This is a genomic window from Streptomyces sp. NBC_00207 (assembly GCF_045160965.1).
GTDB lineage: Bacteria > Actinomycetota > Actinomycetes > Streptomycetales > Streptomycetaceae > Streptomyces.
Genome location: NZ_CP130715.1, coordinates 3045917 through 3060255 on the forward strand (window position 1 = coordinate 3045917; position 14339 = coordinate 3060255).

Below are 14339 nucleotides of genomic sequence, written 5' to 3' on the forward strand. Positions count from 1 at the left end.
CATGCGCCAAGGGCGTCGGCCCTGGAAAAGGGCCGAGGAGAACCAAGGTGACGACGTATGACGACCGAGCGAGCCTCGCGGATCTGACCAGCACGGCGGAGCGGGTGCGCCAGTCGGTCGAGAGCGTGATCGAGGGCAAGCCCGAGGTCGTACGCCTCGCGCTGACCGTACTGCTCGCCGAGGGGCACCTGCTGATCGAGGACGTCCCCGGCGTCGGCAAGACGATGCTCGCCAAGACGCTCGCCAAGTCCATCGACTGCTCGGTGCAGCGCATCCAGTTCACGCCGGACCTGCTGCCCTCCGACATCACCGGTGTCAGCATCTACGACCAGCAGCGCCGCGAGTTCGAGTTCAAGCCGGGCGCGATCTTCGCGCAGATCGTCATCGGCGACGAGATCAACCGCGCCTCGCCGAAGACCCAGTCCGCGCTGCTCGAGTCGATGGAGGAGCGCCAGGTCACCATCGACGGCACGACGTACACGCTGCCGAGCCCGTTCATGGTCGTCGCCACCCAGAACCCGGTGGAGATGGAGGGCACGTACCCGCTGCCCGAGGCCCAGCGCGACCGCTTCATGGCCCGCGTCTCCGTCGGCTACCCCAGCCCCGAGGCCGAGCTCCAGATGCTCGACGTGCACGGCGGGGTCTCCCCGCTCGACGACCTGACGTCCGTCGCGCACGCCCACGAGATCATCAAGCTCATCGAGGCCGTCCGCGAGGTGTACGTGGCCGAGCCCGTCCGGCGCTACGTCGTCGACCTGGTCGCCGCCACCCGCAGCCACCCCGACCTGCGGCTCGGCGCCTCGCCCCGCGCCACCCTGCACCTGCTGCGCGCCGTGAAGGCCTCCGCCGCGCTGGCCGGCCGGGACTACGTCCTGCCCGACGACGTCCAGGCCCTGGCCGCCCCGGTCCTCGCGCACCGGCTGCTGCCCACCGCGCAGGCCCAGCTGAACCGGCGCACCGCCGAGCAGGTCGTCCACGACATCCTGCAGCGCACCCCCGTCCCGGCCGCGCACGCCCGCGGCGAGATGCCGCCCGGCGCGGGCATCCGGGGCTTCTGATGAGCGCCGGTGCCCCGCGCGGCGCCGGCGGCCCGGGGGACGGCGGCGGGTTCCGCGCGTCGCTGTCCGGGCTGACCACCCGCGGCCGCTCGTTCGTGGCCGCCGGGATAGCCGCCGCCGCCTGCGCGTACGTCCTGGGCCAGGGCGAACTGCTCCGGGTCGGCCTGCTGCTCTCCGCCCTGCCGCTGATCTGCGTCTACGCCCTGCACCGCACCCGCTACCGGGTCTCCGGCAGCCGCCGGCTGAGCCCGGGACGGGTGCCCGCGGGCGCCGAGGCCCGGGTGCAGCTGCGCATGGACAACGTCTCCCGGCTGCCCACCGGCCTGCTGATGCTCCAGGACCGGGTGCCCTACGTACTGGGCCCGCGCCCCCGCTTCGTCCTGGACCGGGTCGAGCCCGGCGGGCGCCGCGAGGTGTCCTACCGGGTCCGCTCCGACCTGCGCGGCCGCTATCCGCTGGGCCCGCTCCAGCTGCGGCTGACCGACCCCTTCGGGCTGGTCGAGCTGACCCGCTCCTTCAGCACCTACGACACCCTCACCGTCATCCCGCGCACCGAGCCCCTGCCGCCGGTCCGGCTGACCGGCGAGTCCAACGGCTACGGCGACGGCAGCCGCCGCTCGCTGGCCCTGGCCGGTGACGACGACGTGATCCCGCGCGGCTACCGGCGCGGCGACGACCTGCGCCGGGTCCACTGGCGCTCCACGGCCCGCTACGGCGAGCTGATGGTCCGCCGCGAGGAGCAGCCGCAGCGCAGCCGGGCCACCGTCCTGCTCGACACCCGGCGCCTCGCCTTCGACGGCGCGGGCCCCGACTCCGCCTTCGAGTGGGCCGTCTCGGCGGCCGCCTCCAGCCTCGTGCACGTACTGGAGCAGGGCTTCTCGGTACGGCTGCTCACGGACACCGGCAACTCGGTGCCCGGCGACGGCGGGGGCGGTTTCTCCGCCGGCGGCCAGGAGTCCGCGGAGGCCGCCGGGCTGATGATGGACACCCTCGCCGTGATCGGGCACTCCGACGGCGCCGGCCTCTCACGGGCCTACGACGCGGTGCGCGGCGCCGGTGCCGGAAGCTTCGGCGGAGGCGGCGGGGACGGGCTCCTCATCGCCTTCCTCGGCGACCTGGACGACGTACAGACGGAACTGGTGGCCAGGATGCGCCAGCGCACCTCGGGTGCGGTGGCCTTCGTACTGGACTCCGAGGCCTGGGGCGGGCAGCCCGCACCCGGGCACGCCGTGGCCCCGCTGGAGGAGCGGCTGCGCAGGCTGCGCGACGCGGGCTGGACGGCACTGGCCGCCCCGCCCGGGGTCGCTTTCGGCGAGCTGTGGCGCCAGGCCGGCACCGCTCGCGTCGGTACGGGGACTTCCGGAGGCCGGGCATGAGCGGGCGGGCGAAACTGACGCTGTTCGCGGCACTCGCGACGCTGCTCACCTCGTGGTCGCTGGCCCCGCTGGTCGAGTCGCAGGCGTGGCTGCTGCAGGGGGCGCTGCTGCTGGCCGTCCAGAGCGCGGTGGGGGCCGGGGCCCGGCGGGTGCCGCTGGCGCGGTCGCTGACCGTGGCCGCGCAGCTGCTGGTGTCCCTGCTGCTGCTCGTCTTCCTCTTCGCCGGCAAGGGCGAGTCCACGGGGAGCGGGCCGCTGGCGTACCTGGTGGACGATTTCGGCTCGCTGTTCGGGCAGGGCGTCCGGGACGTGGGCGAGTACGCGATCCCGGCCCCGCTGACGGACGGCATCCGGCTGCTGCTGGTCTCCGGCATGCTGCTGATCGGGCTGCTCGTGGACACCCTGGCGGTGGCCCTGCGGACGGCCGCCGCGGCCGGGCTGCCGCTGCTCGCGCTGTACTCGGTGGCCGCGGGTCTGTCGGGCGGCGGGGATGCCTCCTGGCTCTCCTTCCTGCTGGCGGGCTGCGGGTACCTGCTGATGCTGCTGGCCGAGGGCCGCGACAAGCTCGCCCAGTGGGGCCGGGTCTTCGGCGCGGCCCCGCGCGCACGCGGCGCCGCCGACTCCGGTCTCACCACCGGTGCGGGCGGGCAGGCGACGGCCCCGGCGCGGTTCGGCCGGCGGATCGGCGCGATCGCCCTGGGCGTGGCGCTGGCGGTGCCGGCGGCACTGCCAGCGCTCGGCGGAGGGCTGCTGGGCGGCAATCAGGACGGCGGCGACAGCGGCAGCGGTACGGGCGGGACGATCTCGGCGGTCAACCCGCTGGTCTCCCTGCAGAGCAACCTGAACACGCAGGACAACCGCGTGATCCTCAAGTACCGGACGGAGAACCCGCAGCAGAGCGAGCAGTACCTGCGGATCGTCGCGCTGGACGAGTTCAACGGCGTGAAGTGGGAGGCCTCCGGGCGGGCCCTGAGCGACGTGCCGAAGCAGCTGCCTCCCCCGCCGGGGCTCGGCGACCAGGTCCGCGCGAGCGCGACGGAGGTGGCGACCACCATCTCCGCGGCGGACGGCTACATCCAGCGCTACCTCCCGATGCCGTATCCGGCGACGTCGGTGGACATCGAGGGGAAGTGGCGCTTCGAGCCGGCCGGCCGGACCCTGGTCGGGGACCAGCTGGGCCGGGACAGGTTCCAGAACGTCCAGGGCGCCCAGTACCTGGTGCGCAGTCTCCTGCTGAAGCCGACGGCGCAGCAGCTGCAGAAGGCCCCGGAGCCGGATCCGGAGATCCGCGCCGAGTACACGAAGGTGCCGGACAACCTGCCTCCGGTGGTCGCCGACCGGGCCCGCCAGGTGACGCAGGGGACGAAGGACGACTACTCGCGGGCGGTGAAGCTGCAGGACTACTTCGCCGTGAACGGTGGCTTCCGCTACAACACGAGGACGGCCTCGGGCACGGGCCCGCAAGCGGTGGCCCGGTTCCTCGACGACAAGGAAGGCTTCTGCATCCACTTCGCCTTCTCGATGGCGGCGATGTCCCGCACCCTGGGCATCCCGGCACGGGTGGCGGTGGGCTTCACGCCCGGTGAGAAGCAGTCGGACGGCAGCGTGAACGTGTCGATGCGGGACGCGCACGCCTGGCCGGAGCTGTACTTCGAGGGCGTGGGCTGGACCCGGTTCGAGCCGACGCCGCGGTCCGGGCTCAACGTGCCGGACTACTCCCGGCCGCAGACGCCGACGGCCCCGCAGCCGTCCGCGCCGGCGCCGCTGCCCTCGCAGAGCGCCGCGCAGCCGTCGGCGGCGCCGTCGGCGTCCGCCGAGTGCCCGCCCGAGCTGAAGAAGCTCGGCGAGTGCGCGGCGCCCGCGGCCGCGCAGGGCCCGACCCGCGGCGACGGGCCGTCGGTGACGACGGTCCTCGGCTGGGTGGCGGCCGTGCTCGCGGTCCTCGCCCTGCCGCTGCTGCCGCTGCTGTGGCGGAACCGGCTGCGGGCCCGCCGCCTGGGGACCGGGGAGGTCCTGACGGCGTGGCGGGAACTGGGCGATGCCGCCTGGGACGTGGGCGTGGTCCCCGACGAGGCACTGTCCCCGCGCCGGGCGGCGGGCCGGGTCGTGGACCTGGGCCGCCTGGACGCGGAGGCCGCGGCAGCGGTCCACCGGGTCGCGGGCGCGGTGGAACGGGCCCTGTACGCGCCGCCGGGCGCGGAGGTCTCGTACGCGGGGCTGGCGGACGACGTCCTGCTGACCCGCACGGGCCTGCTGGCCGCGGTGAGCCGTCCGGCCCGCCTGCGCGCCCTGCTCCTCCCCCGCTCGGCGACCCGCCTCGCCTGGTCGGCGTCGGCCCGCTGGTCCACGGTCGCCTCGGCGGTCTCGACGAGCCTCACGACCGCCCGCCGCCGCCTCCCCCTCCGGAACCGCGGCTGAAGTCCACGCCTCAAACGCCGGCGGGGCTGGAATAACCAGCCCCGCCGGCGTTTGAGGCGCAGGTTCGGGACGGGCCCCGGGCTTTGAGGGCTGCCGGGCGGCGCCCAGGAGGAGACGGCTGAACCCGCGGACACGAGAACGCGGCGAGGCTCGATCCCCCCGAGCCCCGCCGCGTTCGCGTACTGCATCACCGGGTTCGAATCCCCCGCCCGGTCACGGTGAGGAGGTACCCGGTCCGCTCCGCAGCCCCGTGTCGGCGGTGCGGACCGGGTCTCCTGTCCGTTGCTCCCAGTCTGGCGTCTGCGCAGGTGGGAGCCATCCGCGCGCGTACTCATTTCCGTGCCTAGGTACGGATACTCAGCCGCCGCGGCAGGCCCCACCAGTTGTACGGGCTGCCGCGCCCCCGCGGCACCGCCGACTGGGGGGTGGTCGCCGCGCCGGACGGGCTCAGCGGTTGCCGCTGACCCGGCCCCGCAGCAGCAGCGACAGCGCCGAGTGGACGTCGTCGAGGGACCGCTCGCTCTGGAAGGACTGCCAGTCCAGCGCGGCCACCAGCACCATCCCGACCATCGCGGCCGCGGTGAGCGGCACGTCGATCTCGGCGCTCAGCTCACCGCGCTCGACGCCTTCCCGCAGCACCTTCTCCACGACGGCCACGGCCTCCTGCCGGACCACCATCAGCGTGGACTGCCACGCCCGGTTGGTCCGCCACAGTTCGGCGACGTAGAGCTGGGTGAAGGCCGGGTAGCGGTCGATGAAGACGAGGCCGGCGCGGATCATCGCGTCGAGCGCCTCGACCCGGCTCCCGCCGCGCGCCTCCGTCTCCTCCGCCGCCGTCCGCAGCGAGGCCGTCAGCAGCCCGACCCCGTGCCGCAGCAGCTCCTCGAAGAGGTCGTTCTTGCTCGCGAAGTTGTAGTAGACGGTGCCCTTGGCGACGCCCGCCCGCTCGGCGATCTCATCGACGGTGGTCGCGGAGAAGCCCTGCTCCGCGATGAGGGTCACGGCCGCTTCGTAGAGCTTCTGCCGGGTGGCCTGCCGACGGCTCCCGCCGGTACCCGTACCGGTGCTGCTGCTGTCCATGGCGCTGATTGTCACAGGTCAACACGTCCCTACAGGCTCAGTTCCGGGTGCAGTCGGTCCATCGTCCACACCTGCTTGCCGCGGGCGGCGAGCGAGGTCAGGGCGAGGGCACCGACCGTGAAGGCCGCCAGGACCGCGAAGCCCTGCCACACCGGGCCGAGGTCGCCGCCGGTGATGAGGCGGCGCAGGCTCTCGACCACGTAGGACATCGGCAGGTAGGGGTGGACGGCGTTGAAGAAGTCCGGGCTGGTCTGCACGGGGTAGGTGCCGCCCGCCGAGGTCAGCTGGAGCATCAGGACGGCGAGGACGAGGATCCGCCCGGCCGCGCCGAACTTGGCGTTGAGCCACTGGATGATCGCCGCGAAGCAGGCGGTGACCAGCAGCAGGAACGCGATGGTGAGGGCCGGGTGGGCCATCTTCAGGCCGAGGCCCGGGGCCCAGTGGAGCACGGACATCAGCAGGCCGACCTGGGCGGCGCCGATCCCCACCACGGGCAGCCAGCCGGCGAGGGCGATCCGCCAGGGCGAGGCGCCCGCGGACAGGGCGCGCCGGTTCATGGGCGCGATCAGCATGTAGGCGACCATCGCGCCGACCCAGAGGGAGAGCGGGATGAAGTAGGGCGCGAAGCCGGTGCCGTAGTTGGGCGCCTTGTGCAGGGACTGGTTGGCGAGCCTGATCGGGTCGGCCATGACCTCGGTGCGGGCGTCGCGCTGCTGCTGGTCGTAGTCGGGGATCTTCCCGGCGCCGTCGTGGAGGCCGCCGGCGAGCTCGCCGGTGCCGTCGACGAGCTTGTACATGCCGCCGTCGAGGCGGTGGGCGCCGTCGCCGAGCTTGCCGACGCCGTCGGTGAGCTTGCCGGATCCGGTGGTGGCGGAGCCGAGGCCGGTGTGCAGCTGGGCCATGCCGGTGGCGACCTTGTGGGCGCCGGTGTTGAGGGCGTTGACCTTGGCCACGGCCGCGTCGAGGTCGCCCGCGAGCTGCGGGGCCTTGTCGGCGAGCTCGCGGGCCTTGTTCTCCAGGTCGGTCAGCTGGGTGCGGAGCTTGCCCACGTCCCCGCTCGCGTTCTTGGCCAGGGTGCTGACGTCACCGCTGAGTTCGGCGGCCTCGGCCGTGTCGTCCCGGACCCTCTTCAGGTCGGGGCAGGAGGCGAGGTGAGGTTCGCCGCCGGGGGTCACGCAGTGCTTGGTGTAGTAGGCGTCGGCGCCGGTGGAGGCCCGCTTGGCGACGGCCGCGGCGGCCGGGGCCTTCTCCACGAACTTGTCGAGGTGGTTGTTGACCACCTTCGCGCTGTCGGCGACCAGCTCGGCGGTGGCCGCGAGGCTCTTGGGGTCCTTGACGAAGGGACGGGCCTTGTCGGCCGCGCCGTTGACCTTGTCGGCGACGGCCTGGGTGCCGTTCGCGACGTCCCGCGTGCCGGTCTCCAGCTTGGCGGCGGCCGCGTTGAGCTTCTTCAGTCCGCTGTTGAGCTCGCCGCTCTTCTCCCCGGCGGTGTCGAGGCCGTCGGCGAGCTCCTTGGCGCCCTCCTGGGCCTTGCCCGCCCCGTCCTTGAGCTTGTCGGCTCCGTCGGCGGCCTCGGCGGTCTTGTCGTGCAGGTCGGAGAAGCTGACGAAGATCTTGTCGAGGAAACCGCGGGAGGCGTTGGTGGACGCCGCCGAGCGGACCTCGGAGAAGACGGAGCGCGAGATCGAGCCGACGACGTAGTTGTTGGAGTCGTTGGTGCGGACCTGGAGGGCGCCGGTGGCGGGGTCCTCGCCCGCGCTGGAGGCGATCTTCTCGCTGAAGTCGGCCGGCATGGTCAGGGTCAGGTAGTACGTACCGTCCTCCAGGCCCTTGGCCGCCTTCTCGGCGCTCACCTCCCGCCAGTCGAAGGTCTTGCTGTCGCGGAGCTTCTTGGTGAGCTCACCGCCCGCGTCCAGGCGCTTGCCGTCGACGGTCGCGCCCCGGTCGGAGTTGACGAGGGCGACGGGCACCTTGTCGAGGCGGTGGTACGGGTCCCAGAAGGACCAGAGGTACAGGGCTCCGTAGAGCAGCGGGAGCAGGAGCAGCGCGACGAGGGCAGCCCGGGGCAGCTTCCCCCGCCCGAACCGCTTCATCTCAAGCGCGGCCAGCTTCGGCGAGCGCATCGTCCTCCCCCTTCGTGTCGTCGTTCTCGGTGTCGGTGTCGGTGTCGGTTTCACCGGCGGTGTCGGTGTCACGGGCGGTGTCGCCGTCGTTCTCAGCGGCGGCGTCGGTGTCCGGGACGGCGTCCGGGCGGGCGTCCGCATCGGCATCCGTGTCCGCGTCGGGGGCGCTCTTCGCGGAGCTTCCCCAGGTGACCTTCCGGTCGGCGGCCCGCGGTGCGGCGCCGGGCGCCTCGGGCGCGTCGGGTGCGTCGGGTGCGTCCGGCTCCTCCGGGCCGGTCCGCAGGGCCACCGCGTCGGCCGGCGCCTCGCTGCACACCGCGAGGACGGTGGTCCCGCGGGCAGCGATCGAGCGGAGCAGGGCCCAGGCCTCGGTGCGCTCGGTGTCGGAGAGCTTGAGGTCGAGGTCGTCGAGGGCCAGCAGTCGCGGGGAGCCCAGCAGGGCGATGGCCACGGACAGCCGTACGGCCTCCAGGCGCTCCAGGTCCCGTACGGAGGTGCGCGCGCCCTTGGGCAGGGTGTCGAGGTCCAGTCCGGCGGCGGCCAGGGCCTCGTCGATCCGGGCCGCGGCGCGGGCGCGGCGCTCGGCGCGGGGCCGCAGCAGGGCGCGGACCGGGCCGTCGTAGCGGCGGTGGAGCAGGGCGCCCTCGCGCAGCTGTTCCGCGACGGTGAGGGCCTGGTCGAGGTCGTTGACCCCGGGGACGTGGCCGAGGGCGGCGATCCGGCGGACGGCGGCCATCCGCTTCGGCAGCCGGTGCCCGTCGATCTCGGCGTGGCCCTGGGTGGCCTTCATCCGTCCGGTGAGGGCCAGGAGCAGGCAGGTCCGGCCGCTGCCGGAGGGGCCTTCGACCGCGATGAGCGAGCCGGGCGCCGCGTCGATGCCGACTCCTCGGAAGACCCAGCCGCGCGGGCCCTTGAGTCCGAAGTCCTCGGCCTTGACGGCCGCGCCGTGCTGGCTGTCCACGCCGTCCCCCTTCTTTTGAACTGACCGGTCAGTTCAAAAACTATCACCCTCTTCCGCACCAGGTGTGCAGGAGGGGGCAGTTGTGTGGGATACGACCGCAAAAATGCAGGTCAGGGCGATTGTCAGTGGTGCCGGTCACGATGGAGGCAACGCATCGACAGGAGGTTCGTCATGGCCACACCGTCCCCGTCCCCTGTCCACCCCGTCCTGCGCAAGTCGGCGGCCGACCCGGCCGCGCTCGACCTGCTCGCCAAGGCCCGCAGCGGCCTGGCCGAGGCCGCCCTGCTGGCCCGGCCCAACGAGCGGTACGCCACCGCCCACCTCGCCGCCCTGCGCACCGCCGCGGCCGTGCTCGCCGCGCGCGGCCGGCCCGAGCCGGTGAACCCGCGGCGGCGGCCCCGGATCCGCAGCGCGTGGGAACTGCTGCCCGAGCTGGCGCCGGAGCTCGCCGAGTGGAGCGCGCTCTTCGCCTCGGGCGCGGCCCGCCGGGCCCGGGCCGAGGCGGGCATAGCGGACGCGGCGAGCGGCCGTGAGGCGGACGATCTGGTGCGGGCCGCCTCGATGTTCCTGCGCCTGGTGGAGCGGATGCTCGCCGTCCGGGCACCCGCCCCGAGCCCGCAGCAGGCCCTGCCGCAGCCGCGCCCGGAGCGTCCGGACGCGCGATGAGCTGCCCGGCTGCGGAAGGCCATAAGGTAGACCGGGGTGGGGCACGGACCGCTCACCCCTTCCCTACCGCGCCGAGGAGCCATCAGCCGTGTCGGACACTTCCCGCCCCCGTGCCTCCCTTCGCACCGCCGTGGTGTGGGAGGTCCTCAAGGAGGCGCTCGACCGCCGGGTGAAGGCGACCGGGCGGGACGTGCTGGACGTGCTCGACACCGGTGGCGGCACCGGCAAGTTCGCCGTGCCGGTGGCCCGTCTGGGCCACCGGGTCACCGTGGTCGACCCCAGCCCGAACGCGCTGTTCGGGCTGGAGCGCCGGGTGTCCGAGGCCGGCGTCGCCGACCTGGTCCGCGGCGTCCAGGGGGATGCCCAGGGCCTGTTGGACGTGGTCGAGCGGGACGCGTACGACGTGGTGCTCTGCCACGGCGTGCTGGAGTACGTGGACGACCCGGCCGAGGGCGTGGCCAATGCGGTCTCGGCGCTGCGCCCCGGTGGCGTGCTCAGCCTGCTGGCCGCCGGCCTCGGCGGGGCCGTGCTCGCCCGCGCGCTGGCCGGGCACTTCACGGAGGCCCGTACCGCCCTGACCGACCCGGCCGGCCGCTGGGGCTCCGGCGACCCGGTGCCGCGGCGCTTCACCGCCGAACAGCTCTCCGAGCTCGTCGGCGGGTCCGGCCTGGCCGTGGGCGCGGTCCACGGCGTGCGGATCTTCGCCGACCTCGTACCGGGGGTCCTGGTGGACACCGAGCCGGGCGCGGTGGAGGCGCTGCTGCGTCTGGAGGAGGCCGCGGCGGAGCTGCCCGCCTTCCACGCGGTCGCCACACAACTGCACGTCCTCGGCCAGAAGCACGCCTGAACTGCGCTCTTCCACGGACGGAGTCGGCCGCACACCCTGTGAACCGGCGGTCGGCCCCGTATGATCGAGTGCAGTGACCGGCATGGTGGACGGACCATTGGGGAATAACGGCCTCAGTGACCGCTCCCGCGGCGGTACGGTTTTCGAGCAGTGGTTTTACCGCTGTGTCTTTTCTGGGCTGTGTCTTTTTGGAACGTGGCGTAGAGGGCGGGTGTCACGGGGGCGATTCCCCGCCTATCCTGAAGGGGACCCCTGGTCGCTACCCCCCGCGACCGACGGATGAGGAGGACTCCCGTGCCGCTCTCGGAGCACGAGCAGCGAATGCTCGAGCAGATGGAGCGAGCGCTGTACGCCGAAGATCCCAAGTTCGCGACAGCGCTTGAGGGAAGCGGACTGCGTACGTACACCCGGCGACGGGTCTACACGGCAGTCGCAGGCATTGTGGTGGGTATCGCGCTCCTCATGACCGGTGTGATCATTCCGAACGTGCTCTGGATCAGCGTGGTGGGATTCCTCGTCATGCTGGGATGTACGGTCCTGGTGGTCACCGGTTGGCGCAAGGCACCCAAGCCTGGCGAGCAGCCCGTCTCCGGAAGTACAGGCGGTTCGGCCCATGGCCGGAACCGGCAGCGTCGGTCGATGATGACCCGCATCGAGGAACGGTGGCAGCGCCGCCGTGACGAACAGGGGCAGTAGCCCCCGAACAGTGTGAGTGAGGGGACGGCCGCCGCCGGGCGACCGTCCCCTCGCTGTTCTGTCCCGGTTCTGTCTCCGTGTCCGCGTTCTGTCCGTCGCATCGGCACCCGTGCGACATGATGATCCAATGAGTGTGCTCCCCCTGGTCTTCACCAGCGGCTGGGCCAGCGGGATCAACGCCTACGCCGTGGTCCTCCTGCTCGGCATCTTCGGCCGGACCGGCCTGAGCGACGAGGTCCCTGCGTCCTTGCAGCGCACGGACGTGCTGATCGTCGCCGCGGTGCTGTTCCTCTGCGAGGCGGTCGCCGACAAGGTCCCGTACGTCGACTCGATATGGGACGCCGTCCACACCGTGATCCGCCCGCTCGCCGGCGCGGTGATCGGTGCGCTGCTGGCCGGGCAGAGCGGCTCGCTCTCCGACATCACCGCCGGCGCGATCGGCGGCTCCACGGCGCTGGCCAGCCATTTCGTCAAAGCCGGCACCCGGATGGCGATCAACACCTCGCCCGAGCCGTTCACCAACGTGGGCATGAGCATCGCCGAGGACCTCGGCGTGGCCGGCCTCATCACCTTCGCCATATTCAACCCGGAGGCCGCCGCGGTCATCGCGGCCGTCCTGCTGGCCGCGGGTCTGGCCATACTCGTCTTCCTCTGGAGCCGGATCCGCCGCTTCCTGCGCCGCCGTGCCCAGCGCCGCGAGGAGAAGCGGCTGGCCACCGAGGCCCGCGAGGCCACCGGGGCCCCGCCCCTGTGACCACGACCGGCCCGAGGGGGTCGATAGGCTCGGCCGCATGGCACGAATTGCGGTGATCGGCGCCGGGATGGGCGCGATGGCGACGGCGGCCCGGCTGGCCGTGGCAGGACATCAGGTGGCGGTGTACGAGCGCGGGGCGACCTACGGCGGCGCCGTCGGCCGGTACGAGCGCGAGGGCTTCGCCTTCGACACCGGGCCCGGGCTGCTCCACCTGCCGGCCGTCTACCGCGACCTGTTCGTGAAGACCGGCAAGCGGCCGCTGGAGGACTGCGTCGACCTGGTCCAGGTGGACCCCGCCGTCCGGCACGTCCTCCCCCACCACGGCATCGACGTCACCCTGCCGGGCGCCTCGCACGGCGGGGTCGCGGCCGCTCTCGACACCGCCTTCGGCCAGGGCGCGGGCGAGCGCTGGAACGCCCTGCTGGGCCGCGCCCGGGACGCCTGGGACGCCACCCGCCGCCCGCTGCTGGAGGAGCCGCTGCACGACGGGGCCCGGCAGGCGCTGGGCGGCGACCCGTACCCGGCCCTGCGCCGCAGCGGCCTGTTCCGCCGCCGGCCGCCGACCCTCGCCGAGGTGGCCGACCGGGAGCTGGGCGGCGCTCTCGCCGAGCTGCTGACCGGCCTCGTGCGCACCTACGGGATCGACCCCGCCACCGCGCCCGGTTCGGCCACCGTGCTCCCGTACATGGAGCAGACCTTCGGCAGCTGGTACGTGCGCGGGGGCATGCGCGCCCTGGCCACCGCCGTGTACGAGCGCTGCCTGGAGCGGAAGGTCGTCTTCACGTTCGGGGCGGACGTGCGCGAGGTCCTGGTCCGCGACGGCCGCGCGGCCGGGCTGCTGCTGGCCGATGGCAGTGAGGTGGCCGCCGACCACGTGGTGTGCGCGATCGACCCCCGGCAGCTGCCCGCCGGCTCGCTGCGGTGGCCGTCGGACGCGGTCCCCGCGCGCGGTGCGGACGTGCCCGGCCGGATCACGCTGCTGCTCGCGCTGCGCGGCGCGCGCCCCGGCACGGCCGTCCACCGCACGCTGGTGCACGCCCCGGGGGCGCAGGTCACCGTGTTGCGCCCGGACGACCCCGCCGGCCGGCCCGACGCGGAGCACGAGGCGGTCACCGTGAGCGCCGTGTACGGGCCCGGGACCTCGGAGCCCGCGGAGCTGCTGAACCTCGCGGAGAAGGCCGTCCAGGGGCTGCGGGAGCGGCTGTTGTGGCAGGAGGTGCGCACCCCTGCCGATGTGGAGGCGGCGACCGGTGCACAGGGGGGTGCGGTGCCGCCGCCCGCCCTCGCGGGGGCCGGCGGCCGGCTGCTCCACCCGGCCAACACCACGGCCGTGCCCGGGCTCTACCTGGCGGGGGGCTGGGCGCACCCCGGCGGCGGGCTGCCGCACGCCGGGATGACCGGGGCCCTGGTGGCCGGGCTGATCGTGGAGGGCGCGGAGTTCCGCGGCTCGCAGTGAGACGTCAGTAGCGGTATTGCTCGTACCCGCCCTGCTGGGGGTACGGGTACTGCTGCTGTTGCGGCTCGCCCTGGTCCTCCATCGGGTAGGACTGGCCGGCCCCGTCGGTGGACCGCTGCTGCGGGACCCAGACGCCGCCGGGCGGGGTGTCCGTGGAGTACTGCTGCTGTCCGTAGTCGGCGTACGGGGTGTAGTCGTACGGCTGGGGCGGGACGACGCCGCCGCCGGTGCCGATGTACGGGTCCGAGTAGGCGGCGTAGACCTGCTGCTGGTCGCCCGTCGGGTAGCCGCCCGAGTAGTCGTAGCCGCCCTGGTTCTGCTGGTCGTAGTACGCCGCGTACTGGTGGGCGTCCTGCTCGGCCGTGGTGAACGGCGAGGCGAAGGCCGCCGTCCGGTCGGCCTCGGGCGCGAGGCTCTGTATCCCGTAGGACCCGGTGTCCTCGGGTACCGGCTCCGGGCTGTAGACCACCGGGGGCGCCTCGCGGAACGGCCGCTCCTCGGCGGCCCCGTTCCCGGCGGCGTCTGCGTCCTCGTACTGCAGCGCGGTGACCTGGAGGGCCGGCTCCTGCTTGGTGCCCGCGGCCCGGCGCCGTCTGGACTGCCGTACGGGCTCCCCGCCACGGCGCAGCGCCCAGCCGGCGACGAAGCCCTTGCGGAAGGAGAGCGTCACCAGGGTCTGGCCCAGGGCGAACGCCGCGGCGCCGGCCCCGATGACCGGAACCGACGGCAGCACCACCCCGGCGACCACGCCGAGGAATCCCGCGAAGGCGAGCAGGCGCCAGCGGAGCCGGGCCTTGTACTGCATCAGGACCTCGGCAAGCAGCCACAGCGCGACGAAACCGAACGCGATGTAGAGGACCGTCATTCCCATGCATGGCCCCTCTCGGTACGGCCGCCGGCGCGGG

At 73.5% G+C, this 14339-nt stretch carries 12 protein-coding genes; 8 read left to right on the forward strand and 4 right to left on the reverse strand.

The features are described from left to right. Positions 1-47 precede the first annotated feature (47 nt). Genes OG472_RS14530 through OG472_RS14540 form a run of 3 tightly spaced genes read left to right on the forward strand, consistent with a single transcriptional unit; the run spans position 48 to position 4851 of the window. Positions 48-1058 (forward strand): AAA family ATPase, encoded by a 1011-nt coding sequence (locus tag OG472_RS14530; RefSeq protein ID WP_383575251.1) that lies wholly within the window; start codon positions 48-50, stop codon positions 1056-1058. Then, complete coding sequence (locus OG472_RS14535) at positions 1058-2434, forward strand: DUF58 domain-containing protein (protein ID WP_401601257.1); 1377 nt, start codon at positions 1058-1060, stop codon at positions 2432-2434. Before OG472_RS14530 ends, OG472_RS14535 begins: the two co-directional genes overlap by 1 nt. Continuing rightward, entirely contained in the window at positions 2431-4851 is a 2421-nt protein-coding gene (locus tag OG472_RS14540) for a transglutaminaseTgpA domain-containing protein (RefSeq protein ID WP_405829760.1), read from the forward strand. The genes OG472_RS14535 and OG472_RS14540 overlap by 4 nt, the downstream gene beginning before the upstream one ends. A 447-nt stretch (positions 4852-5298) precedes the next feature. On the opposite strand, the gene OG472_RS14545 is transcribed toward OG472_RS14540, so the two are convergent. From OG472_RS14545 to OG472_RS14555, 3 genes are read right to left on the reverse strand one after another with little or no spacing between them, the layout of a single operon-like run. Further along, a complete protein-coding gene (locus tag OG472_RS14545) occupies positions 5299-5931 on the reverse strand; it encodes a TetR/AcrR family transcriptional regulator (RefSeq protein WP_383575245.1) in 633 nt (210 codons plus the stop codon). 29 nt (positions 5932-5960) lie between these two features. Beyond that, positions 5961-8054 (reverse strand): YhgE/Pip family protein, encoded by a 2094-nt coding sequence (locus tag OG472_RS14550; RefSeq protein ID WP_401601263.1) that lies wholly within the window; start codon positions 8052-8054, stop codon positions 5961-5963. Next, a complete protein-coding gene (locus tag OG472_RS14555) occupies positions 8026-9015 on the reverse strand; it encodes an ATP-binding cassette domain-containing protein (RefSeq protein ID WP_405829761.1) in 990 nt (329 codons plus the stop codon). Before OG472_RS14555 ends, OG472_RS14550 begins: the two co-directional genes overlap by 29 nt. A gap of 171 nt (positions 9016-9186) precedes the next feature. Here OG472_RS14555 and OG472_RS14560 point away from each other — a divergent pair, with 171 nt between their 5' ends. From OG472_RS14560 to OG472_RS14580, 5 genes are all read left to right on the forward strand, one after another. Next, entirely contained in the window at positions 9187-9681 is a 495-nt protein-coding gene (locus OG472_RS14560) for an SAV_6107 family HEPN domain-containing protein (protein ID WP_405829763.1), read from the forward strand. Between the two features lie 88 nt (positions 9682-9769). After that, a complete protein-coding gene (locus tag OG472_RS14565) occupies positions 9770-10528 on the forward strand; it encodes a methyltransferase (RefSeq protein WP_383575237.1) in 759 nt (252 codons plus the stop codon). Positions 10529-10822: 294 nt separating this feature from the next. Next, positions 10823-11224, forward strand: a complete 402-nt coding sequence (locus tag OG472_RS14570; RefSeq protein WP_327413520.1) for a DUF3040 domain-containing protein — start codon at positions 10823-10825, stop codon at positions 11222-11224. A gap of 127 nt (positions 11225-11351) precedes the next feature. After that, entirely contained in the window at positions 11352-11978 is a 627-nt protein-coding gene (locus OG472_RS14575; protein ID WP_401601269.1) for a DUF4126 domain-containing protein, read from the forward strand. A gap of 37 nt (positions 11979-12015) precedes the next feature. Continuing rightward, the gene (locus OG472_RS14580; RefSeq protein ID WP_401601271.1) at positions 12016-13434 is read left to right on the forward strand and encodes a phytoene desaturase family protein; all 1419 of its coding nucleotides are present in this window, start codon (positions 12016-12018) and stop codon (positions 13432-13434) included. A gap of 4 nt (positions 13435-13438) precedes the next feature. Here the strand turns inward: OG472_RS14580 and OG472_RS14585 are convergent, their stop codons facing one another. Next, positions 13439-14305 (reverse strand): hypothetical protein, encoded by an 867-nt coding sequence (locus OG472_RS14585; protein WP_401601273.1) that lies wholly within the window; start codon positions 14303-14305, stop codon positions 13439-13441. Positions 14306-14339 lie beyond the last annotated feature (34 nt).